This is a genomic window from Marinomonas dokdonensis (assembly GCF_052747885.1).
This window is the reverse complement of record NZ_JBRAND010000004.1, coordinates 211,005-234,368: the sequence shown is the minus strand read 5'-3', so window position 1 is coordinate 234,368 and position 23,364 is coordinate 211,005. Positions and strand designations below refer to the sequence as shown.

Annotated in this window: 23 protein-coding genes; 6 read left to right on the top strand and 17 right to left on the bottom strand. The window is 43.5% G+C overall.

The annotated features are described in order from the left end of the window. Window positions 1–43 precede the first annotated feature (43 nt). Complete coding sequence (locus ACUM5Y_RS11905; RefSeq protein WP_445977096.1) at window positions 44–1,015, bottom strand: RluA family pseudouridine synthase; 972 nt, start codon at window positions 1,013–1,015, stop codon at window positions 44–46. A gap of 465 nt (window positions 1,016–1,480) precedes the next feature. Here ACUM5Y_RS11905 and rne point away from each other — a divergent pair, with 465 nt between their 5' ends. From rne to ACUM5Y_RS11890, 3 genes are all read left to right on the top strand, one after another. After that, a complete protein-coding gene (rne, locus tag ACUM5Y_RS11900) occupies window positions 1,481–4,549 on the top strand; it encodes a ribonuclease E (protein ID WP_445977095.1) in 3,069 nt (1,022 codons plus the stop codon). A 143-nt stretch (window positions 4,550–4,692) separates the two neighbouring features. Further along, the gene (locus ACUM5Y_RS11895; RefSeq protein ID WP_445977094.1) at window positions 4,693–6,339 is read left to right on the top strand and encodes a SulP family inorganic anion transporter; all 1,647 of its coding nucleotides are present in this window, start codon (window positions 4,693–4,695) and stop codon (window positions 6,337–6,339) included. 184 nt (window positions 6,340–6,523) lie between these two features. Further along, window positions 6,524–7,801 (top strand): response regulator, encoded by a 1,278-nt coding sequence (locus ACUM5Y_RS11890; protein WP_445977093.1) that lies wholly within the window; start codon window positions 6,524–6,526, stop codon window positions 7,799–7,801. 7 nt (window positions 7,802–7,808) lie between these two features. Here the strand turns inward: ACUM5Y_RS11890 and murI are convergent, their stop codons facing one another. From murI to ACUM5Y_RS11850, 8 genes are read right to left on the bottom strand one after another with little or no spacing between them, the layout of a single operon-like run. Further along, window positions 7,809–8,615 carry a glutamate racemase gene (gene murI, locus ACUM5Y_RS11885; RefSeq protein WP_445977092.1) on the bottom strand — a complete coding sequence of 269 codons (807 nt, stop codon included), beginning with the start codon at window positions 8,613–8,615 and terminating at the stop codon, window positions 7,809–7,811. A gap of 1 nt (window position 8,616) precedes the next feature. Further along, window positions 8,617–9,675, bottom strand: coding sequence for a UDP-N-acetylmuramate dehydrogenase (murB, locus tag ACUM5Y_RS11880; protein ID WP_445977091.1), 1,059 nt, complete (start codon window positions 9,673–9,675; stop codon window positions 8,617–8,619). A gap of 6 nt (window positions 9,676–9,681) precedes the next feature. Further along, window positions 9,682–10,152 carry a low molecular weight protein-tyrosine-phosphatase gene (locus tag ACUM5Y_RS11875; RefSeq protein WP_445977090.1) on the bottom strand — a complete coding sequence of 157 codons (471 nt, stop codon included), beginning with the start codon at window positions 10,150–10,152 and terminating at the stop codon, window positions 9,682–9,684. Then, complete coding sequence (locus ACUM5Y_RS11870; protein WP_445977089.1) at window positions 10,149–10,340, bottom strand: Trm112 family protein; 192 nt, start codon at window positions 10,338–10,340, stop codon at window positions 10,149–10,151. Before ACUM5Y_RS11870 ends, ACUM5Y_RS11875 begins: the two co-directional genes overlap by 4 nt. Then, entirely contained in the window at window positions 10,333–11,370 is a 1,038-nt protein-coding gene (gene lpxK, locus ACUM5Y_RS11865) for a tetraacyldisaccharide 4'-kinase (protein ID WP_445977088.1), read from the bottom strand. The genes ACUM5Y_RS11870 and lpxK overlap by 8 nt, the downstream gene beginning before the upstream one ends. Then, window positions 11,367–11,786: an ExbD/TolR family protein gene (locus ACUM5Y_RS11860; protein WP_445977087.1), complete on the bottom strand. Its 420-nt coding sequence runs from the start codon at window positions 11,784–11,786 to the stop codon at window positions 11,367–11,369. Before ACUM5Y_RS11860 ends, lpxK begins: the two co-directional genes overlap by 4 nt. Then, window positions 11,783–12,412, bottom strand: a complete 630-nt coding sequence (locus ACUM5Y_RS11855; protein ID WP_445977086.1) for a MotA/TolQ/ExbB proton channel family protein — start codon at window positions 12,410–12,412, stop codon at window positions 11,783–11,785. Before ACUM5Y_RS11855 ends, ACUM5Y_RS11860 begins: the two co-directional genes overlap by 4 nt. A 25-nt stretch (window positions 12,413–12,437) precedes the next feature. After that, window positions 12,438–14,327, bottom strand: coding sequence for a ComEC/Rec2 family competence protein (locus ACUM5Y_RS11850; RefSeq protein ID WP_445977085.1), 1,890 nt, complete (start codon window positions 14,325–14,327; stop codon window positions 12,438–12,440). Between the two features lie 103 nt (window positions 14,328–14,430). Here ACUM5Y_RS11850 and ACUM5Y_RS11845 point away from each other — a divergent pair, with 103 nt between their 5' ends. Then, entirely contained in the window at window positions 14,431–14,889 is a 459-nt protein-coding gene (locus ACUM5Y_RS11845; RefSeq protein WP_445977084.1) for a DUF2062 domain-containing protein, read from the top strand. Between the two features lie 44 nt (window positions 14,890–14,933). Here the strand turns inward: ACUM5Y_RS11845 and ACUM5Y_RS11840 are convergent, their stop codons facing one another. The 5 genes from ACUM5Y_RS11840 to dapA form a co-directional block, all read right to left on the bottom strand. After that, the gene (locus ACUM5Y_RS11840; RefSeq protein ID WP_445977083.1) at window positions 14,934–15,620 is read right to left on the bottom strand and encodes an ABC transporter ATP-binding protein; all 687 of its coding nucleotides are present in this window, start codon (window positions 15,618–15,620) and stop codon (window positions 14,934–14,936) included. After that, entirely contained in the window at window positions 15,613–16,857 is a 1,245-nt protein-coding gene (locus ACUM5Y_RS11835; protein ID WP_445977082.1) for a lipoprotein-releasing ABC transporter permease subunit, read from the bottom strand. The genes ACUM5Y_RS11840 and ACUM5Y_RS11835 overlap by 8 nt, the downstream gene beginning before the upstream one ends. A 66-nt stretch (window positions 16,858–16,923) precedes the next feature. Beyond that, window positions 16,924–17,640, bottom strand: coding sequence for a phosphoribosylaminoimidazolesuccinocarboxamide synthase (gene purC / locus ACUM5Y_RS11830; protein ID WP_445977081.1), 717 nt, complete (start codon window positions 17,638–17,640; stop codon window positions 16,924–16,926). A 36-nt stretch (window positions 17,641–17,676) separates the two neighbouring features. Beyond that, on the bottom strand, window positions 17,677–18,753 hold the full coding sequence (locus ACUM5Y_RS11825; protein WP_445977080.1) for a hypothetical protein: 1,077 nt from the start codon (window positions 18,751–18,753) through the stop codon (window positions 17,677–17,679). Further along, on the bottom strand, window positions 18,750–19,631 hold the full coding sequence (gene dapA, locus ACUM5Y_RS11820) for a 4-hydroxy-tetrahydrodipicolinate synthase (protein ID WP_445977079.1): 882 nt from the start codon (window positions 19,629–19,631) through the stop codon (window positions 18,750–18,752). The genes ACUM5Y_RS11825 and dapA overlap by 4 nt, the downstream gene beginning before the upstream one ends. A gap of 182 nt (window positions 19,632–19,813) precedes the next feature. Between dapA and bcp the strand changes: the two genes are divergently transcribed. Next, on the top strand, window positions 19,814–20,263 hold the full coding sequence (gene bcp, locus ACUM5Y_RS11815; RefSeq protein ID WP_445977078.1) for a thioredoxin-dependent thiol peroxidase: 450 nt from the start codon (window positions 19,814–19,816) through the stop codon (window positions 20,261–20,263). Window positions 20,264–20,346: 83 nt separating this feature from the next. Here the strand turns inward: bcp and queF are convergent, their stop codons facing one another. The 3 genes from queF to ACUM5Y_RS11800 are packed head-to-tail and all read right to left on the bottom strand — an operon-like array spanning window position 20,347 to window position 22,865. Then, window positions 20,347–21,162, bottom strand: a complete 816-nt coding sequence (gene queF, locus ACUM5Y_RS11810; RefSeq protein ID WP_445977077.1) for an NADPH-dependent 7-cyano-7-deazaguanine reductase QueF — start codon at window positions 21,160–21,162, stop codon at window positions 20,347–20,349. Between the two features lie 10 nt (window positions 21,163–21,172). Further along, window positions 21,173–21,946 (bottom strand): ABC transporter permease, encoded by a 774-nt coding sequence (locus ACUM5Y_RS11805; protein ID WP_445977076.1) that lies wholly within the window; start codon window positions 21,944–21,946, stop codon window positions 21,173–21,175. A 4-nt stretch (window positions 21,947–21,950) separates the two neighbouring features. Next, window positions 21,951–22,865 carry an ABC transporter ATP-binding protein gene (locus ACUM5Y_RS11800; RefSeq protein WP_445977075.1) on the bottom strand — a complete coding sequence of 305 codons (915 nt, stop codon included), beginning with the start codon at window positions 22,863–22,865 and terminating at the stop codon, window positions 21,951–21,953. Window positions 22,866–22,925: 60 nt separating this feature from the next. On the opposite strand from ACUM5Y_RS11800, the gene ACUM5Y_RS11795 reads away from it, so the two are divergent. Next, window positions 22,926–23,333 carry a PA2817 family protein gene (locus ACUM5Y_RS11795; RefSeq protein ID WP_445977074.1) on the top strand — a complete coding sequence of 136 codons (408 nt, stop codon included), beginning with the start codon at window positions 22,926–22,928 and terminating at the stop codon, window positions 23,331–23,333. The last annotated feature ends 31 nt before the right edge of the window (window positions 23,334–23,364 follow it).

Below are 23,364 nucleotides of genomic sequence, written 5' to 3'. Positions count from 1 at the left end.
AATGGAGGCTTAAAGCCTCCATTTTGATTTCCCAGTATTAGCCTTAAGAAAACTTAGCAACCAATACATTGTTCATTAATTGTTGCCAGGATTTTTCAATCGGTGCCTCTAACAGAAGACGCTCACCCTGTAATTCCATATCTAATCGAGTAGCATGCAGACAAAGCCTTTTGAAACCAAGCTCTTTGGTTAGCTTTAATTGCTCCGCACTGGCGTACTTTTCATCCCCCACTATTGGGTAGCCCGCATGCAATGCGTGCACTCTGATTTGGTGAGTACGACCTGTAACTGGTTCACACTCCACTAAACTGTAATCCTCGAACTGACGGACCAACTTAAAGCGGGTTAAGCTTTCTTTACCATCATGATGGACTTTAACGACGCGCTCACCAGATTTAAGCTCGTTTTTTAACAATGGCGCATTCACCTGCACTTTGCGTTTCGGCCAATGACCATACACCAAAGCAAGGTAGGTTTTCTGTAAACCAGTTTTTTCTCTAAGTGCTGTATGCAGCTCTTTTAGTACGGCGCGCTTTTTGGCAATCATGATTAGACCTGATGTGTCTCGATCTAATCGATGAGCAAGCTCAATAAATTTCTCTTGGGGTCTAATTTGTCGAATAATTTCTATTAGCCCGAAACTCAAGCCACTACCGCCATGTACAGCAATGCCTGATGGCTTATCCACGACGATGAGGCCCTTGTCTTCATAGACGATGCGGGACTCAATTTCTGTTTTTAAACGATCCGGTAAGCTGGGCTTGTCCGATTCAGGTGCAATGACAATTGGGGCTATGCGCACAATATCGTCCATCTGCAGGCGATAGTCAGGCTTAGTTCGCTTCTTATTGACGCGAATTTCACCTTTGCGCAGTAAATTATAGATTTTCCCCTTCGGCACTCCTTTCAACAAGGTAACCAAGAAGTTATCGATTCTTTGATCAATATTATTTTCGTCAATTGTGACGTATCTAACAGCGGGACGTGGGCTGTTATTTTGCTCTAATTCCGACATAACCAAAGATTGCTTTCCTTTATAATTGAAGCACTTAGTTTTTACTGTTATATTCACATTCGCAAAGGGTAAGAGGCAACAAAACACCTCGAAGATATGATGCAAGAAATGAATGAAACGGTGAAGCGACACTTCACCCTCCTATCTTACCTCTGTAACAGTCAATCTTAAATAATAAACCGCATGATTCGGACAAATCCGCTTCAGTGGAAAGTATTCTCGTTACTTACAGGGCATTGCATAAGCATTTCTCTAACAAAGAAAAAAGAGATAGGTTAAGACACAATTTGGAACTTATTACGGCAGCGACCGCACCAAGCGTTTAATAACAATAAACGTATCGCGTACTCCTCTCGCCTGAACAATACCAATGAGCAATTCTCGACCTAAGTCTGCACCTTTAGTACGACTTACCTTCCTTTGAATGGATTCTGTTCGATTCAGCTAACAGAGTTCACAAATAAAATGATTAGAATGCTAATAAATGCAACTCAACAAGAAGAGTTGCGCGTTGCCCTAGTAGATGGACAGCGCTTGTATGATCTTGATATCGAATCTGGTTCACGAGAGCAAAAAAAGTCGAATATCTATAAAGGCCGAATTACTCGTATTGAACCCAGTCTTGAAGCGGCATTTGTCGATTTTGGTGCAGAACGCCACGGTTTCCTCCCTCTTAAAGAAATTTCCAAAACCTACTTTTCTAAAAAATCCAATCACGAAGGCCGCGTTAACATCAAAGATGTGCTTAGCGAAGGTCAAGAAGTCATTGTTCAAGTAGATAAAGAAGAGCGTGGCAACAAAGGTGCTGCTCTAACGACTTTTGTTAGTTTAGCAGGCCGTTACTTGGTGCTAATGCCAAATAACCCAAGAGCTGGTGGTATTTCTCGTCGTATCGATGGGGATGATAGATCACAACTTAAAGAAGCTATGTCTGGCCTTAAAACACCTGAAAACGGTGGCTTAATTGTCCGTACTGCTGGCGTTGGTCGCTCTACTGAAGAACTACAGTGGGATTTAGACTACCTAGATACCCTATGGTCATCCATTACTAAAGCAGCCTCTGAAAAACCCGCACCATTCTTGATTTACCAAGAAAGTAACATTGTTATTCGTGCGATTCGCGACTATTTGCGTGAAGACATTGGCGAAGTGCTTATCGATGAGAAAAGTGCTTACCAAGATGCGATCAACTTTGTTATGCAGGTTATGCCACATTTCAAATCTCGCATCAAAATGTACACAGACTCTACGCCGCTGTTCAACCGCTTCCAAATCGAGACGCAAATTGAAACAGCTTTCCAGCGTGAAGTTAGACTACCTTCTGGTGGCTCAATTGTTATTGACCCTACTGAAGCGCTTGTGTCGATCGACATCAACTCCGCGAGAGCAACTAAAGGCGGTGACATTGAAGAAACCGCTCTACAAACCAACTTAGAAGCAGCAGACGAAATCGCTCGTCAGTTACGCCTACGTGATATTGGTGGCTTGGTGGTTATCGACTTTATCGATATGACACCAGTGCGCAACCAGAAAGAAGTCGAAAACCGCATGAAAAATGCCCTTGAGGCAGATCGCGCCCGTGTACAACTGGGCCGTATTTCTCGTTTCGGCTTGCTTGAAATGTCCCGTCAACGTTTGCGCCCTTCTCTAGGCGAAACCAGTGGTATTGTGTGTCCACGTTGTAATGGTCAAGGTTTTATACGTGACGTGGAATCCCTTGCTTTATCCGTGCTTCGCCTTATCGAAGAAGAGTGTTCTAAAGAACGTACAGCACAAATCAGAGCCGTATTGCCTGTATCTGTTGCCACCTTCTTGCTAAACGAAAAACGCACGAACATCGCCAAGATCGAGAAACGCAACAGCGTTCATATCATTCTTGTACCAAACCCTCATATGGAAACACCGCATTTTGAGGTTGAACGTATTCGCGATGACAGCAGTGTTGTGACGCAGAACGAAAACAGCTACACACTTGTTGAAACACCAGAGCAACCACCTTATGAGCCACGCCAGGTTAACGAAGATGTGCGTCCTCAAGCTGCGGTAACCAGTATTGCTCCGAATGCCCCAGCGCCTGAGCATAAAGCGCCAGCAACCCCTGCACCCAAGGCAAAAGCGAATAAGCCTGGCTTGTTAAGCCGCCTATTCACAGCGCTTTTCGGTGATACGTCTGGTAGCAGTGAAAAAGCTGAGAAAGAGAAGAGTACACCACAGCGCAGCAACAAAACGACAGCAAACGACAAACCAAAAGCAAAATCTGGTAACCGTCCTAATCGTAACAAGCGCAGTGCTAAACATCAGAATGCTGATCGCGACAACTCGAATGAAAACCAACGCTCAACTCGCCAATCACGCCGAGAAGAAGCGGAAGCGGGTTCAAAAGGTAACCGACGTAACCGTAATAACAAGTCGGATAACCAAGAGTCCCGCGGCGAAAAACAAGAAGCGGCCGTAAAACCTTCTCGTCAGCCAAAAGCGAAACAAGTGCCAGAAGTAAAAGAAAGAAAGCGTGACCGCAATGAAAATCGCCGTCGCAATGGCAAGCTTAAAGACGAGGCGCTTGAAGCAGGCAAGCTAAAAGAGCAAGAAGAAGCAAATGCTTTAGAAGCAGCTCAAATTAACGAAGCAGCCCAAAAAGATGATAACGCTGATGCACCTCGTGAACGCCGTTCCCGTCGCTCACGTCGTTCTCGCCGCCCTCAGAAAGATGACAGCACCCAACAGGCGCAAACAGAAAACAACGAAGCGACAGATAACAAGGACGCTAAAGCAGCGCCTGTCGTAGAAGCTGTTATTGAGAAAGCTGAAGTCGTTGCTGAAACACCTGTTGTTGAAGAAGCGCCAGCAGTTGTGGTGGAAACACCTGTCATTGAAGAAACTCCAGTCGTTGCTGAGACTCCAGTCGTTGCTGAGACTCCAGTAGTTGAAGAAACGCCAGTTGTTGCTGAGACTCCAGTAGTTGATGAGACTCCAGTAGTTGAAGAAACGCCAGTAGTTGATGAGACTCCAGCCGTTCAAGAGACTCCAGTTGTTACTGAAACACCTGTAGTTGAAGATGCTCCTGTTGTTAAAGAGACTCCAGTTGTTACTGAAACACCTGTAGTTGAAGAAACGCCTTTAGTTGCTGAGACACCTGTCATTGAAGAAGCTCCAGTTGTTGCTGAATCACCTGTCGTTGAAGAGACTCCAGCAGTTGAAGAAGCGCCAGTCGTTGCTGAGAAACCTGTCGATGAAGAAGCTCCAGTTGTTGAAGAGACTCCAGTAGCAACAACTGAAAAGCCAGCTCGTGCGGCCCGCGCACCTAGACGTGGTCGCGGCAAGCCAGCCGTTAAACCTGCTAGCAATACCAACCAAGCGCCTGTTGAACTTCCAGCCGCTATTCTTGCCCAGCAAGAACAGATGCGCAAAGAACAGGAAGAAAAACGCAATGCCGCTGGCCAAAGACGTCGTTCTACAGGACGCGTTAAGAACGATCCTAGACTAGAACGCACCACTACCGACAGCACTTCACAAGAAGCCGCTGAGCAAGAGTAGTATTGTCATAAGGTCAACGCAAAGAGCCCGCTTTATGCGGGCTCTTTTGTAACTTAGGCTTTTTAAATGTTAATCTGCCAAATATTATTCTTACACTAAGACACTTAACACAACTAACATTAGATAAATGGGCACACAAACTAATGATAATTGATTTTTCTCGCTTTAAAGATTGGACTCTAGTAGGCGACCTTTTCGGTGGGGTTACCACTGCCATCGTCTCTTTACCGCTCGCGCTTGCCTTTGGTGTTGCCTCGGGTGCTGGGGCAGAAGCCGGTTTATGGGGAGCCATTTTAGTTGGCTTTTTTGCAGCCTTATTTGGTGGTTCCACTTCTCTAATTTCTGAACCAACAGGCCCTATGACGGTGATCATGACCGCCGTTCTAACCAGCATGTTAGCGAGCTACCCAGAAGGTGGTGTTGCAATGGCCTTCACCGTTGTGATGATGGCTGGTCTGTTTCAAGTAACCTTAGGCTACTTGAAACTGGGGAAATACATCACCTTGATGCCCTATAGCGTTATTTCAGGCTTCATGTCTGGCATAGGCATTATATTAATTATTTTGCAGCTCGCGCCCTTCCTAGGCCACCCATCACCCGCTGGTGGTGTAATGGGCACTATAACCGCTCTACCGAGCCTCATTTTTGAGCTCAAATTTTCCGAGCTGTTTTTAGGTGCTCTAACGCTAGGTGTTTTATTTTACTTACCTAAAAAATGGCGTCGTCTTGTGCCACCGCAACTGGTTGCCTTGGTGGTAGTGACTCTAATCTCAATGCTACTTTTTAGCGACACAGGGGTTCGCAGAATTGGTGAAATCCCCTCCGGTTTACCTGCCATTCAATGGCCGCACTTTGGCTCTGACGTCATCATGGAGATGGTGATTGATGCACTTGTACTAGGTACGCTAGGCTGTATTGATACCCTACTGACCGCGGTCATTGCAGATAGCTTGACCCGAAAAGAGCACGACTCAAACCGTGAGCTGGTCGGTCAAGGTGTTGCTAATTTGTTCTCTGGCCTATTAGGTGGCTTACCAGGGGCTGGCGCCACAATGGGCACTGTGGTTAACATTCAATCTGGTGCCAAATCTCCTATTGCCGGAATAGTACGTGCCTTTATATTGCTTTTGGTCGTGCTAGGTGCCTCTCAGCTTACCAGCCCTATCCCTATGGCGGTGTTAGCAGGTATTGCCCTCTATGTGGGTATTAACATTCTGGATTGGAGTTTCTTAAAGCGTGCCCATAAAGTCGCTTTGATGCCAACTATTATAATGTATGGCGTCATGGCACTTACTGTCTTTGTTGACCTTATGGTTGCCGTGGGCATTGGTGTATTCATTGCCAACATCATCACCATTGAAAAGCTCAGCCGTTTACAATCTGGCAATGTTAAAGCCATTAGTGACGCGGACGATGATGTTCCTCTTACAGAAGACGAGAGAGAACTGCTTGATAGAGCCGAAGGTAGAGTTCTAGTGTTTTATCTTTCTGGCCCTATGATATTTGGTGTTAGTAAAGCCATTGCCAAACATCACAATCGCATCCATCAATATAAAGCGGTTGTGCTGGATCTAAGTGCCGTACCTATGATGGACTTAACCGTCAGCTTAGCATTAGAAAACGCGATTAAAGATGCGATCGAGGCAAACTGTGATGTCTATATCTTTAGTCCTAATGGTCAAACCACAGAGCGTTTGGAAAAGCTTGGCGTTATGCAACGCTTACCTCACAATGCTTTTTGTGACTCTCGTAAATCCGCGTTAGAGCTAGCGGTTAACAACCTTTCTTAATAACACTTCAAAGGCTAACGATTAACTCAGCTTAATCGTTAGCCTACTTCAAGCAACCGATATAATGACCCAAAACCGTCACTCCCCTATTCAGCCAGACTTTTTTATTGCATTATAAATCTCTCGATAACGTCAAAGAGCCAAAAAGGTAATTTTGCAATAGATCTAATGAGTTGAGTCCATTATGAGCGATGTGTTAGCCACAGAGTTTTCCAGCAGAGATAAGAGCCAATTTTTTCACGGCGAGCTTGCGGAACAAAAAGTACTGATCATTGACGATCTATCCGATATGCGGATACTGCTTAAGTCTCTTATGGTGAATTTAGGCTATGGCATCATTGATACTATCCCGACGGCTAAACGCGCTTTTGAAAGCATTCGCACCAATCAGTACGATCTAATTCTCTGCGATTATAATCTCGGCGAAGAATTTAACGGTCAACATATCCTTGAGTACGCTCGCCGCTTTTACTCTACCAGCCATGTTTGCAGCTTCATTATGGTAACGGCCGACACCACTTATGAAAATGTTGTCGGTGTCATGGAATACGAGCCTGACGGTTATTTAGTTAAGCCTTTTCTACCTAATGCCTTCCAGCGACGCATAGAGCGAGTCATTGAACAGAAGTTTAACTTCTCTCAGATCGATAAAGCCCGAGCAGATAAAAATTATGAGTTGATGGAGTCTTTAGCCAGAAAAATCATGCAAGACTTCCCTCAATACCTAAGCTTATGCTTAAAGGCCATTGGAGAATCATTGACTAAGCGAGGTCTCTTCAAGCAGGCGAGAGAGCATTATTTTAGTATTACCGAGGATAAACCCAATTATGCATGGGCTTATTTCCATTTAGCTTTATGTGGTTTAAAACTAGAATCCCACTCTTTAGCCATAGAGCACTTCAAACAAACACTTTCTTTAAATAAGCATTTTTTATCTGCCTACGATCACCTAGCTACAGCTTATGAAGCCTGTGAAGAAATCCCCTTAGCTCAAAAAGCCTTGATTGATGTGTTGGCTATTTCTTCAAGATCATTGGAAAGAAACATAAGATTGGGTAAATTGAGCCTAAAACTCAATGACTGGGAAACGGCAGAAGTGACTTATTCGCGGGTGATTCGCTACGTTCGTGATACTAAGAAAGAAACTTTCGACCGCTACTACGTTCACTTAAGAGTTTTAACGAAGCTTATTGAACAAAGACCCGATGACAGTGAGCTTACTGAAAAATTTCGCCGCTCCCTGTTTCGACTTAGAACAATAGCGAAGGATAATCCTGTTGCCCTTTCTAACTCTTATCGTGCGGAGTTACAAAGATATTTAATAATTGAGCAATTAGAAGATGCTATTAAGGTTTGGCGAGAATGGGATATTTTGATTCGCAGCCAAGAAGCCGCGCCACTCAATCACCTTCAAGAACTGAATCTAAAGCGCAAGTTAGGTTTGGTCATCATGACACTGTAAAGCCCGATTAGCTCATGAGTGCATGCTGTTTATTAGCAACGCTATCAGGCTGACTTAACCAATGCAGAAAGCGTTCTGTGCTCTCTCGATCCTTGGTGCTGTACAAATAAATACGCGACGCGGGGTTAGCTGCTTTAGATTCACGCATTAGCTGAGGATAAGCCTGAGTTAAGCGCCTTAAGAGCTGTGCAACAACCCCCTGACTAGGCTCAACAATTTCACATTCCTCACCCATCTCAGCTGTAAAGAACTCCATGACTAAAGGGTAATGTGTACAAGCGAGCACAAGTGTGTCCACTTGCTGGCGTTTCATCTCACTACACAGCTGCGCTACAGTATGCTGTATTCTGGCCTTCGAAGCTGGCCATGAGTCGATATCAAACGCCAATGATGCACTTGAATAAATGGTTACATGACTGTCTAATTTCCACAGATCAATAAGCTTGTTTAACCGCTCACTCTTGGCAGTAAAGGGAGTCGCCAGCACGGCAACTTCTCTTTTTTTACTTATGCGACAGGCAGGCTTTACAGCTGGCTCTACACCTATGACAGGTAAATCGGTGTGCCGCCTTAATATTTCGATGCCAGCTACTGTAGCGGTATTGCACGCCACAACAATGGCAGAGACTTCTAACTTTTCAAAATACTTGCCGACTTTAAGTAGACGCTCTTGCAAGGAAGTTTGATCTTTCTCACCATAGGGAGCGAATGCATCGTCGGCGAGATAATGTAGTTCAAGAAATGGCAATTGATGCTGAATAGCGTTTAGAATGGTGATTCCACCCACACCTGAATCCATCACTCCAACCTTCATACTAGACACTACCTATATAAGAATGAGGTAACATAACCGGCTCGCGCTCCAGCGTAACTGAGAATTTCTCTAAGACAGAGTGCTTAATTTGACCTTCTAAATCCAGTAGAGCATTAGCTGTTTGTTCCTCGTAATTGACCATCACTAGGGCTTGTTTGTCATACACACCAACCCCCTTAAATTTATGGCCTTTCCAACCCGCTTGATCAATAAGCCAACCCGCTGCTAGCTTCACTTTTTCGCCTGCAGGAAACATCACAATATTAGGGAATTTTGCTTTAAGAAGTTGAGCATGCTCAGATTCAATAATGGGGTTCTTAAAAAAACTGCCAGCATTAGCCAGCACGGCTGGATTAGGCAGCTTCTCACTGCGTATCTGGCAAATCGTTTTGTAAAGCGCTTCAATAGAAAGATTATCCTTCAGTCGCTCATTCAACCCGCCATATTCTAAAGTGTATTTCTCTTGAAGGGATAAGGCTAATTCGATGGCTAGGATGCAGTAACGACCTTTCCATTGACCTTTGAAATGACTTTCACGGTAGCCAAAACCACACTCTTCCGCCACCAGCCATTGAATTTTCCCCGTCGTTAAATCCAGCACTTGTACTTGGGTTAAGCAATCTTTGACCTCTACGCCATAAGCCCCTATATTTTGCACGGGAGCAGCCCCAGCGGTACCCGGTATTAAGGCTAAATTTTCGATTCCATACCAAGCATGCGCTACGGTGTAGCTGACTAAATCGTGCCAATTCTCCCCTGCACCAACCCTTAAAAGCACTCGACCTTCCTGGGATGTCGACTCAATACCTTTAAGCCTATTGATGATAACCAAGCCGCTAATATTGGCAGCGATGAGCAAGTTGCTGCCGCCACCAATTAGGGTGATTTCAAGACGATTGTCATTTGCCCAATTAACCAACTCGCAGAGATGTTCTGCACTGTTGGCTTCCACAAGGTACTGAGCAATATAATCAAAACGAAAGGTGTTGTAGGCTTTCATCGACGCATTTTCAATAACGCCAGTGGCTAAGCTTTGAATTTTTTCTGACTGATTAAACATAAGATCTTAATCTGAATGTAAAAGGTGTTGTATGAAAGCATCTGAGATCTGCTTAAGGTGATCGTACATGCTTTCAAAGCCTTCATCTTCACCATAATATGGGTCGGCAATTTCGCCCCAATTGACGGAAGCATCAAACTGGCCAAATAGAACCAGTTTAGCGCTACTACCTTTAGGCTGAATGGCTTTTAAATCTTTTAAATTGGATTTATCCATGGCCAGAATCCAGTCATAGTAGTCAAAGTCTTCGACTTTAACCTGTCGGGCAGCTTGACTTCGAATATCAATACCATGGCCTGCGAGCGTTTTAATAGAGCGTCGATCCGGTTGCTTACCTATATGGTAAGCCGCTGTACCCGCGGAATCCACCTGCAAATCTAGCTTCTGAGCTTGCCCAGAAAACTCTAACAAACCTTGAGCCGCAGGGGAGCGACAGATATTCCCCAAGCAAACAGTAAGAATCTTATAATGCTTCATTTCGAGCCGTCTAATCGCTCATCAGCTGTCAATGTTCTCGCCTCAGTTTCCAACAAAACTGGAATGCCATCACGCACAGGGTAAGCCATACCACTAACACGACTGATTAACTCTGTACCATCATCACTTAGGGTTAAGGGTGTTTTAGTTACTGGACACACCAGGATATCTAACAAAGCTTTATTCATGATTCTGCAATTCCAAATTGATTCTATTTAATTTATCCAACAAGACAGTGGCGAATTCTTCCGTCAATTGAAGGGAAATGGGTAAATACCAAATATTTGAGTTAGACGTTTTCAGATACTGACATTTTACTGCATCTTTTTCCGTCATAATAACCGGTAAATTTGTCGGAATGTCCTGTCCGACAAAAGCATGATGATCTGTAAACCATTGATGGGTGAAACCCGCAGGAAGGCCTAATGCCTGCAAACTGTGCTGAAAACGTAATGGATTACCTATGCCTGCCATTAAATGCCATTGAGAATGCTCCGCCAGCAGTTGTTTAGCGGGACGGCGCTCATCTCCTTGAAGCTGATACAGATAATCTGTCTGTAGTGGCATGGCATGAATAGGAAGTGATAACTTGTCTAAAACAGCCGATACTTGCTCGCCTATGGTCACCACAAAGTCGACTTCTAATAATCGGCTTGCTGGCTCCCTTAAAGGGCCCACGGGCAAAAGAGAACCATTACCAAGCCCCCTTTGATTGTCCAACATGGCGATTTCAATATCCCGCTGCAAAGCATAATGTTGCATACCATCATCACTGATGATGACATCCACCTGGGCATTGGACAACAAATGCTTTACGGCTTCATCTCGCTTAGGGAAAACTACAAGTGGGCATTGAGTACGTTTGGCCAGCATCACAGGCTCATCCCCTACTTGGGCGGGTAAGCTGTTACTTGACACCTCCACAGGACTAGAGACTTTAGCCCCGTGACCTCTGGAAACTATCCCTGGCTTATAGCCTTGAGTCTTTAATAGTTCGCAGAGTGCGACCACCATAGGCGACTTACCAGTCCCCCCCACACTGATATTACCTACAACAATAATAGGAATAGGAGCACGGTAGGATGCGGCTTTATTAAGTAAGAAGTTATTACGTTTTTTTGCTACCACTCTATTAACGAGTGGCAGTAACGGTTTAAACAGCTGTGTCCAACCTTTCTCTTGATACCAAGAGCGATTAAAGGCATTTTCTAGACTCACGGAGCCACATCTCTTTTCGCAGTATGAGCAAGCTTGGTAATCCCTAATTGAGCGGCTGCATCATAGACTTTCAACACCATATCGTAGGAAGACTTTGCGTCTGCGGTAATGATTAAGGGACGCTGGTAATCTCCTTCAAACACTTCCTTTAAACCCTGAACCAAGGTGGAAACTTTCTCGTTGATTAGCGTCTGGCCATTGATAACGTACTGTCCATCGGCTGTAATCACCATTTCAACTTGAGCAACTTGTGTTTTCGGAGCGTCACTGGTTGCAGTAGGCAAATCTATCGTTAGCTCAGTGCTTTGATTGAAAGTGGTACTCACCATAAAAAAGATTAGCAACAAAAAAACCACATCAATCAAAGGCGTCAAGTTAATTTGCACGTCATCCATTTTTTGACGTTTAAATTTCACTGAGGGCCTCCTGAGTGATTGTTTCTTTCCCCATGTAACGCATCAACCAGTTTGGTAGATTGCTGTTCCATGCTCACCACAAGCTCATCGATTCGACGAATAAAGTAACGATGGAAGATCAATGCTGGGATAGCGACACCCAGCCCTGCAGCAGTCGTCAGTAAAGCTTCCGATATACCACCGGCCAATAGCGCGGTATTGCCTGCACCATTTTCCATGAGCACAGCAAAAACTTTGATCATACCGACCACTGTGCCTAACAAGCCCAACAAAGGAGATATGGCAGCGATTGTGCCTAGAGCACTCATAAAGCGTTCTAGTTCATGTATGACATGGCTAGCGGCTTCTTGGATACTTTCTTTCATGGCACTGCGGCCATGTTTGGTATTCAGTAACCCTGCTGCAAATACAGAGGCTAATCCTGTATTTGCCTGCATTCCACGAATGTATTCCAATGACATTCTGTCATCACGAAGACGGGTCATTACATCGGATAACAAGCCGGCTGGCGCAACTCGGGATTTACGTAAGGTCCAGAACCTTTCAAGAATGATAGCTAATGTGAGAATCGAACAGGCCAACAAAGGCCACATAAAAAAACCACCCGACTGAATAAAAGCTAACACTAAACTCTCCCAATAAAATTTGACCCTAATTTAACATATTCTCAAGTAATTCAATACGCTTGCAAGTGTCAGATTTAAAGGTAAAAAATGTAAAATGACAAGGAGAATAATGTAGTCGAACAGGCTTCTCAGACATATAGAAATCCAAGTATCCATCCTTGGCTATTTGCAGCCAATTAACCCTCAGGGCTCTTAGTAAAATTTTTTCATCTTCTACTAAAGGCTTTTTAATAAGAAGCCATTTTATTTTCTTGTTGATTAGAGCCTCTCTTAGTAATGAAATCTTTGATGAAGTCGCTATCGCTACATTTTTTACCTTGGGGATAATATGATTAAGCTCGATAAGCTGACCAGCTTCATGATGCCATGCGTCCGAAAACAACCATTCATTGCCGCGCGTTACAATCAATTCGTTATGCTTATGGCTTATCCTATATTTGCCCTCTTCACCAACGAAAACAAAGGGCTGAATCAGCATCACTAAAATTAACCCTGTGGCAAAAAAGCTCCTTTTTAAGGGGGCGTGATAAACCCAATATAGGATGAGCACAATCAGTAAGCTACGAGCCCATTGTGACGCCGATATCCAGAGCCCCAACATTGGAAGATGAAAAACCAACCACTCTAGAATTTGTAGAACATAACCAATCAGGAAATCTAACAGCTGGTAAACATAAGTTGATTTAAACACTACCCACTCGACTGCAGAAAAAGCACCAACCGGAAACCAAATAAATGCAACCAAGGGTACCATCAGAAGATTAGCCAAAATTGTCACAATTGAGATTTCTGTTTGCCAGCCCAGAATCAGTACCATGGACGCCAGACTTAACATAATTTGCAAGCTAATCAGTCGCAATTGATGAGGCTTGGGCTGACAATACACAATCAACAAAATCACCATGCTGAAAGAGAGCCACAAGCTTGGTTGTAATATGCTCCTTGGCTCAATCAAGAGGATAAGCCACAAAGCAAAGCCTACTAGATGAGAAGCGGACAACCTCACCGCAAAAATATTAGCTAACAAAACCGCCCCAAGCATTAAACTGGCTCTGACAATCGGCTCTCCCCATTGAGTTAGGTACGCATAGAGCAGTAACATGGGTGTAATCACTAAAAAATTTAGAGAAGCGATATGAACACCCATCAGTAACCAGCTAGCGGGCAAACACCACCAAATGCATCTTGCTAGCATTACCCCCAAAAGGTACACAAAACCTGCGTGCAAGCCTGATACGACAAACAAGTGAGACAAGCCTAAACTTCGAACCATCCATGTATCCTTAGCCGACCACAGTTGATCACGACCCAAGATTAATGCCTGAGTCAGTCGCCAGGACTCAAATGAGCCCATTCCCTCATTTAGTGTCTTTAATACCCAATTATCTAACCTACAACCTTGATGGTTTTCTGGTGCCACCTGCTCAGCATCAAAACTAATTTCAAGCTGAGCTTGGAGGCGTTTGCTGTATAGCCAGTTTTGTATCCAACCCTCCCCCTTTGCAGAGACAATTACCTTCTTTATCACCCCCTTATAAGTTGAACTTTTATCGTTGAAGTGAGTCAATTTTAAAGGCTGCATTTGGTAATAACGCCCACCTTTATCTCGCCAGCGAATGCCATATCGCTCATAAGCCGTTAGAGGTAAAGTGTGTTCAGAGTCATCTATAGCGATACTTTCTGAAGCAAAATCCACATAGACAACTTGATCTGGCAAGAATTCATAGACAGGAATTTCCTGCCACTCATGAATCGCGACAGAAATAATCGACACAATTAACAAACATAATGCAATTAATCGCTTTGTGTAGATTAGATAGAGACAGCTAACAATGATGTGCGTAGAATACAGCAACTCTAATTTAGCAGGCAGAATGATCCCGCCTACTAAAATAAACAACCCACTTAGTAACATAAGACCTCCCTGTCTTAGTCGCTAAACTGATTTTTATTTGCCTATGCCAAAGCGTTATTTTAAAAGACTGACTCCGAATCCAGAGACACTTCGACAAAATAAGATGTTGAAGCTGCTAGGCGATAAGGCATATGCCGCTGACTTATGGCATCTAAATAGGAAATCGGTTGCGTTGGCTTTTCTTAATGGCGTGTTCTGGGCTTTCATTCCCATGCCACTCCAGATGCTTTCCGCTGCGGTTTTAGCCATTCCACTAAGAGCTAACATTCCTTTGTCTGTTGCGCTTGTGTGGTTAACCAACCCTTTCACCATGCCTTTTGTGTTTTATTTTAACTATAAGATTGGCACGTTAATTTTAGGTTCGCGAGAAAAAGAGCATTTTAAGCTTTCTGTTGAATGGATTTGGCACAAAATTGAGCACATTTGGCTTCCCCTATACGTAGGTTCATTTGTGAATGCTATTATCGCTGGCGCACTTTCTTACTTGATCATCATGGTTATTTGGCGTTTACATGTTTTAAAACGTTGGAAAGAAAGAAAAATTCGCCGCTGCCAAAAATAAAAAAACCACTTTAAAAGTGGTTTTTTTTTCAGCAGAATTTTTAGTTATTTTAGTTGTATTAAATCACCTTGCGATAACCGGTAAGCACTGTCCATCCACTCCAGCATTTTCTCATCATGAGTCACCACCAAAAAAGCCATATTATGGCGCTCTTTTAACTCAGTAATAAGCCTTTGGATTTCCAAGGATGTGGACTCATCTAAGTTACCTGTTGGTTCGTCCATTAATACACAGGCAGGGGTATTTGCTAATGCTCTGGCAATGGCCACACGCTGGCGCTCACCACCAGATAACTGTGAAGGCTTATGATGTAAACGCTCGGCTAAGCCAACTTGCTCCATAAGCTTTTCAGCCTCTTTTTTGGCCTGCTGCTTATTAGTTAAAGCAATCCACATAGGCATCATGACATTTTCGAGGGCACTGAATTCTGGCAATAAATGATGAAACTGATAGACGAAACCCATTTGTTTATTGCGCATCTTAGATCGCTTGCCATCCCCCATGGAAGACCAGGACTGACCCGCTAGCTTTACATCGCCACCACTCGCTAAATCCAAACCTGCTAATAAGTTAAGCAAGGTCGTTTTGCCTGACCCTGAAGCCCCTACAATGGCGCAAGCTTCACCCCGAGATACCGCAAGCTCAATGGATTTAAAAACCTCAACGGTACGCTTTCCATCTTGGTATTGTTTAGAAAGCCCTTGGCATTCAATTACGACTGTATCACTCATACCTAAGAGCCTCCGCAGGTTCCACTTTCGAAGCGCGCCAAGCAGGATAAATAGTCGCGGCAACTGTCATCACAAAAGCGCAGACGACAATAAATCGTACATCCGACCAAACTAACTCAGAGGGCAAATAATTTATGAAATACACATCGGCATTTAGGAACTGAACATCCAGTAAAGTCTGAATGCCCGCAATAATATCGCTAACGTTTAAAGCCAATGTCACCCCAAGCACCACACCTATAAGAGTACCTAGCATACCAATGAACACACCTTGAACAATAAAAACCCACATAACCTGCCCTGAGGTTAGGCCCATGGTGCGCAAAATGGCAATGTCATTACGCTTATCGGTAACGACCATCACTAAGGTTGAAACGATATTAAATGCGGCGACCGCAACAATCAGCAGCAACAACAGACCTATCATGGTCTTTTCCATTTTAATGGCTTGAAATAGGTTGCCATGGGTACGAGTCCAATCGCTAACGCGATTTTGTCCGGGCACGGCGCGGGCGATTTCCCAAATTTTACTGGGCGCAACAAACAAGTCATTAAAGGAAATGCGCAATGCTTCCACCTGATCTTTTTGATAGCGCTTAAGCTTAGCGGCATCTTGATAATTGATATAAGCCAAGCTGCTATCTAACTCTGCACCTACTTCAAAGGTTCCCACTAGAGTAAAACGTTTTAACACCGGGGACACACCTGCTATTGATACGTTTGCTTGAGGCAAAATTGCCGTTACCTTGTCACCCAAGCCAACCCTTAGGGTTTTCGCTAACTGAGCCCCAAGCACAATACCAAAGCTGCCATCATTTAACGCTTCGAGAGAGCCAGATTTCATGTTATCGCCAATAATAGAGACTTTTTGCTCCATTTCAGGATCAATACCATTTAATAAGGCGCCATGAACACTAGAGCCAGATTGAAACATAACCTGAGCCTGAGTGTGTGGAGCGACCCCGATCACATTTGGCAACTGAGAGACTTGTTCTGCCGTCCCACGCCAATCTTCAAGAGTTGGCGCCCCCCACAAAGTAGCGTGAGGAACCATGCCTAGGATGCGTTGACGTAATTCCCTATCAAAACCATTCATGACCGAAAGCACAGTAATGAGCACAGCAACCCCTAATGCTAGGCCCGCGATAGAAGAAAAACTGATAAATGAAATAAAATGATTCGAACGTTTGGCACGAGCATAGCGTAAGCCAATGGCCACAGGGAGAAAATTAATCAAGTACAGATCCTTTAAGGCAAGTGAAGGAGCAAAAGCTCCTTCATTTTTAACAAGATCATTGAAATATTAGGCGTCGAAATCGATGCCTATTCGACGACCGACATCTTCATAGGCTTCAATTACACCACCTAGACCCTGACGGAAACGGTCTTTATCCAGTTTCTCTTTGGTGTCGGCATCCCATAAACGGCAGCCATCTGGAGAGAACTCATCCCCTAACACAACCTCACCTTTGAACAAGCCAAATTCAAGTTTGTAATCCACCAGAATCATACCGCCATCAGCAAACAACTGCTTCAATACATCGTTTACTTTATATGTTAGCTCTTTGGCTTTTTGTAGGTGCTCAGCTTTCGCCCAACCAAAAGACTCAACATGAGATTCGTTGATCATTGGGTCACCTAACGCGTCATTCTTTAAAAACAGCTCAAAGGTTGGTGGCGTTAAAGTTTGACCTTCTTCAACCCCTAGTCGACGACATAAGCTACCCGCAGCGACATTTCGCACCACACATTCAACCGGCATCATATCCAAGCATTTCACAAGACACTCGGTATCTGAAAGAAGCTTTTCAAAATGTGTTGGAATACCTGCTGCTTGCAGTTTAGACATAATGAACGCATTGAACTTGTTATTCACCATGCCTTTACGGTCTAGTTGCTCTACTTTTTTGCCATCAAATGCAGAGGTATCATCACGAAACACTAGAACCATTTTATCAGGGTCATCTGTACGAAAAACAGATTTGGCTTTACCTGCATACAGCTCTTGTCGCTTTTCCATTAGAGGGTCTCCGGTTTGCTTGTGTTAAATTATTCGTTATTTTAAAAACTTCTTAGCAAAGAAGTAGGATGTTAATTGTGGGTTCTCAGTAGCGGATACATCGATTACCAAAAAGTCACCCGCTGCTTGACGCTCAACCTTATAAGGGTAAACACGCTCTTCCCAACTAACATTGTCAAGATCACGACGACGTACATTAAAAAGCTTCTGGGTCTTACCATTACCAACAGGTATTTCCAATGCCACTATATCACCGACACGGGCAATATCATCCTCAGCCACAGCCGATAACTGATTGTTTTCACCAATCAGATATAAACCTGCATTACTAATCTTTTGATTGACCTGTTCTAAACTTACTTTTTTACCTAAATAAGCGGCAAACATACCCGCACCATTTATCCACACAGGCGATGGCTCAGGTTGTTTTTTGCGATCCGATAGATAAGAAGAGTTTTGATCAAGTTTACGACCAATGGTGCCCCACAATTTAACGGCCAAAGCATAGCTGTTTGGGTCTTCTGCAGGGCTAACCCAATCATTGGCGTTGTCATCTTGAGAAACTTCACGGGTCTGCATTCTAACTAAAGTAGAACCATTGTCTTGTGGCAATATATCGAAGGAAAACTCGCGCTTATCTGGGTAAACGCGTGTAATTTTACTCCAAGTAGAACGCCACCAGGATTGCTGAGTTAATAAGGTAGGTATGGTTGTCACTCTGTTATCAGAGTTAGACTCAACGATTCCCTCTTCATTGATGAAACTAACAGAGAAATCCTCTACGATCTTTTTAGATTGCCTAATATCGGCTGGGAACACATAATCGACTGACGCTTCTTTCTCCATCATCACGACCTTGGCCATAGACTGATACAGAAAGGGTGCTCTTGGTGCTACAAATTCTTTCTTTTCCTGTAAATCAGCTACTGCATCTTCATTTGGAATAACCAATTTGTCTTCTAAAGGTGACGAGCCATCAGGTGCGACTAAGGTTTCACTATGTTCAACCCCATTTTGGTAATCGTCAGCATGGTCTGTTAGGAAACTACTACATCCCGTTAGTAGTAAACCAGTACTGGCGATAGTAACCATAGTCGAAGTCAATTTCTTCATACAGTAATCGCTCCTGCATCCATCATTGCTTGCTTCACTGTGGCTTTTTTATCCTCAGACAGAACTGTCAATGGCAAACGTATGGCTTCATCACACAAGCCTAATTGGCTACAAGCCCATTTAACAGGAATAGGATTTGATTCCACAAATAGTTTAGTGTGTAGAGGCTTGATTAAATCATCCGCCGCATAAGCAGATGCTTTATCACCGGCAATCGCCAGCTCAGCAGCCTTGGCAACACTGGTTGGAACGACGTTTGCTGTAACAGAAATATTTCCTTTACCACCCAACAACATAAGGTCAACCGCTGTTGGGTCATCCCCTGAGTACACAGCAAAATCTTCTGCTACGGCAGCAATAAGTTCTTTACCGCGAATCAAATCCCCTGTCGCATCTTTCACGCCAACAATATTAGAAATTTTCGATAAGCGAATAACAGTTTCGTTACTCATATCACAGGCTGTACGACCCGGGACATTGTATAAAATTTGAGGGATATCCACGGCTTCAGCAATGGCTTTGAAATGCTGAAACAAACCTTCTTGTGTTGGCTTGTTGTAGTAAGGTGTAACCAATAAGCAAGCATCTGCGCCAGCCTCTTTCGCCGCAAGGGTCAAATCAATCGCTTCGTGGGTGGCGTTAGCCCCCGTACCTGCGATGACAGGTATGCGACCATTTACGGTACGCACAACTTGGCGAATAACATCCGCATGTTCTTTGGTGGTAAGGGTGGAAGACTCACCCGTGGTTCCCACGGCCACTATGCCATGGGTGCCAGAACGAATATGGAACTCAATCAGATCATCTAATTTTTTAGTATCTACCGCTCCACTCGACAACATTGGGGTGATAAGAGCGACTAAACTACCTGTGATCATTTCAAGTCTCCAATAAAAAATAATAAGCGCGCCTATATTACCGTTCAGCTACACCTTACACAATAATGAGAAGGGTAAAGCGAGAGTAAAACCGCAAGAAAATCGGATCTGCGGGATTTTTTCGGTTGGAATTGGTAAGCTAATAATATGCAAAAGAATTTATCCTACTGGAGAGTGACCTAATGACCCTAGCAATTGGCCAAACAGCACCAGATTTCACGGCGAAAGATGAGCATGGCAAAGACATCACCTTAAGTCAGTTTAAAGGTAAAAAAGTAGTTCTTTATTTTTACCCAAAAGATTCAACGCCAGGTTGTACTGCCCAAGCTTGTAATTTACGTGATAACTATCAAGCACTACTTGATCAAGGTTATGTTGTACTTGGAGTGAGCACAGATACAGAAAAGCGCCACCAGAATTTTATTACGAAACATGAACTCCCCTTCCCACTGATTGCCGATACTGAGCGCGAAGTTCATGAATTATATGGCACCTGGCAGCTTAAAAAGTTCATGGGCAAAGAGTTCATGGGGACAGTTCGTACCACATTCATCATTGATGAGAACGGCCTAATCAGCGACATTATTAGCAAGGTAAAAACCAAAGAGCATACTGCTCAAATCTTAGGCTAAGCCTATCCAATACAATTTGGGGCAAGATGATTAACTCACCTTGCCCCAAATAATTTCACATTCCTAATCAACGTTATTCTGAACTACTGCCTAGTCAGGCGATCATTGCCCATTTGCTGATCTGAGGTCGAGCGGTATGGGTTAATATCCAACCCACCCCGACGCACATATCGAGCATAGACCAATAAGCTTTCTGGCTGACATTTACGCATGATGTCGATAAAAATACGCTCGACACATTGTTCATGAAAATCCGTATGTTCACGAAAAGACACGATATATTTCAATAAACTCTCATGGTCAATTTTACGACCAGAATATTCGATAAAGACAGAACCCCAATCTGGTTGATTGGTCACCGGGCAATTAGATTTAAGCAAATGACTGACTAAGCGCTCCTCAACCATTTGACTACTGGCATCATTCGTTAATAGATCCGCGCTAGGGTGATATTCACTGACTTCGATATCTAATTCATCAATACAGTAGTCAGGTGTGAGAATAACTAAAGTCTCTAGAGCATTTACATCGCGTATTTTTACGCTAACTTGCGCCCCCGCCACCTGAGATAAATCTCTTTCTAGCAAAGCCTGCACTTCATACTGATCCTCATAACGCATTTGGTTTAATGAGTTTAAGTACAGTTTGAAGGATTTGGACTCGATAATATTAGGTGAGTCGTGGGGAATACGAAACTCAGCCAGAGCGACAATCGGCTTACCTTTGCCGTTAAGCCAAGACAATTCATAAGCATTCCAAATATCTTCGCCATAAAAAGGCAAGCCTTCAGATGAAATCCCCATTTCTGACCATTTATCAACTCGTGCAATGGGATAAAGCAACCCTGCATCATATTCAGCAACATACTCCGTTTGCTGACCTAAGGGTAAAAAGCCCATACATTTTTCCTCAACTTCTAATGCCTTGCCCGCGATTTAACAGGTAAAGTCCATACCAAAAGAACACCACAATAAACACCAAGACCATAACTAAGGCCCAATAAACATTAATGTCTGACACACCTAAAATGCCATAGCGAAAAGCGTTCACCATATACAAGACAGGGTTTAACAGAGAAAAGCCCTGCCAAAAGTCTGGTAACAAACTAATCGAATAAAACACCCCACCCAAATAAGTTAATGGGGTGAGAATAAAGGTTGGTACGATGGAAACATCGTCAAAGCTTTGGGCATAAATACCATTTACAAAGCCACCTAAAGAGAACATAACAGCGGTCAAGAAGATCACCAAGACAGTGATAAAAAGGTTCTCTATAGAAAGTTGAGTGAAGAACAAAGAAAGTAAGGTAACGATAAAACCGACACACAAACCACGGGCTACACCACCTAACACATAGCCCATCAAAACAACCCAATTAGGTGTCGGTGAGACCAACAGCTCTTGGATACTGTGCTGAAACTTCGCCGAGAAGAAAGACGAAGACACATTGGAATAGGAGTTGGTGATCACCGACATCATGATCAAACCTGGCACTATGAATTGCATATAACTAAAGCCATCCATCAGGCCAATACGATCACCAATAAAGTTGCCGAAAATAGCGAAATATAACGACATAGTAATAGCAGGTGGCAGTAGGGTTTGCGGCCAAATGCGGGTAAACCTGCGTATTTCTCTAACCAAGATGGTATAGAAGGCAATCCAGATCTCAGAGTTTTTCATGTATTTAACCCTTAATTAGTTTAACGAACAGTTCTTCTAGACGGTTCGACTTATTTCGCATGCTCAAAACCTTGATAGACACAGCATCCAAGGCACGAAAAATATCATTAATGGACTGGCCTTTGATTACTTCGATCTCAACGCTTTGTGACCCCTCATTAGCGTTTAAGGTAAAGTTTGGTACTTCAAATCCTGATGGTAACTCAGCATCTAAATCTAGGATAAAAGTTTCACGACTCAAGGTTTTCAATAAGGCTTTTATACTGGTATTTTCAACAATCTCACCCGCATTGATGATGGCAATATTGCGACACAATTGCTCGGCTTCTTCGAGATAATGTGTCGTTAGTATAATAGTTACCCCTTGCTCGTTTAGCTTTTTAATAAACTCCCACATAGAGCGACGCAGCTCGATATCCACCCCAGCGGTAGGTTCATCCAATATCAGCACTTGAGGCTCATGGATTAACGCTCTCGCTATCATCAAACGACGTTTCATACCGCCAGAAAGAGTGCGGGACTGTTCGTTACGCTTATCCCATAAATCGAGCTGTTTAAGGTATTTTTCGGCACGGACTTTAGCCACTTCTTGGCTAATGCCATAAAAACCAGCCTGGGTAACCACCACATTGAAAACCGTTTCAAAAACATTAAAGTTAAATTCTTGTGGCACCACACCAAGATGTTTTTTCGCAAGTGCAAAGTCTTCATCAATATCCACTCCGAAGATGGACACCTTGCCTGAGGTTTTATTTACCAAAGAACATAAAATACCTATGGTGGTGGATTTGCCCGCACCATTAGGGCCAAGCAAAGCAAAAAAATCGCCCTTTTCCACCTGTAAGTTGATACCTTTTAATGCTTCAAAGCCCCCTTCATAGCGTTTTTTTAGGTCACTTATTTCGATTGCATATGTCATAATTACAGCTCTCATACGGCACTTGCCGATTTAGCAGTTATTTATTAAATAGGGTTTTACGTGGAATCACGCACTCAATATATCTATGATGCCTTTGCAGAATTACGCCAACGGATTTCTGAGCACTCCCCATTCGATCAGACAGACCTCAATTCAGAGGAAGTCGACTTTCTTGAAAAGTGGGATTCATTAATGACTTTGATCGAGTCCAGCAGCCCTGATTACACCTTTGAAGCACAAGATTTATTGTCTCGTTTTATCCGCTGTTATGCGAACCTAGTGCCACTCATTAAGCGTGAGTTACTTTGGTTTGTCGGTGGCGAATGCTTACATTTTTTAGGTGATGAAGAAATGGCTCTTTACCAACAATTAGAAGACCAACTTTATGCGCTAGAGGCGCAAAACACCCCGTACGACATTGCTAAAGAGATTGCCACCTTAAGGGGTGACTCATTACAAGTGCATTAAGATAAAGGGTGAGACGTTCTCACCCTTATCA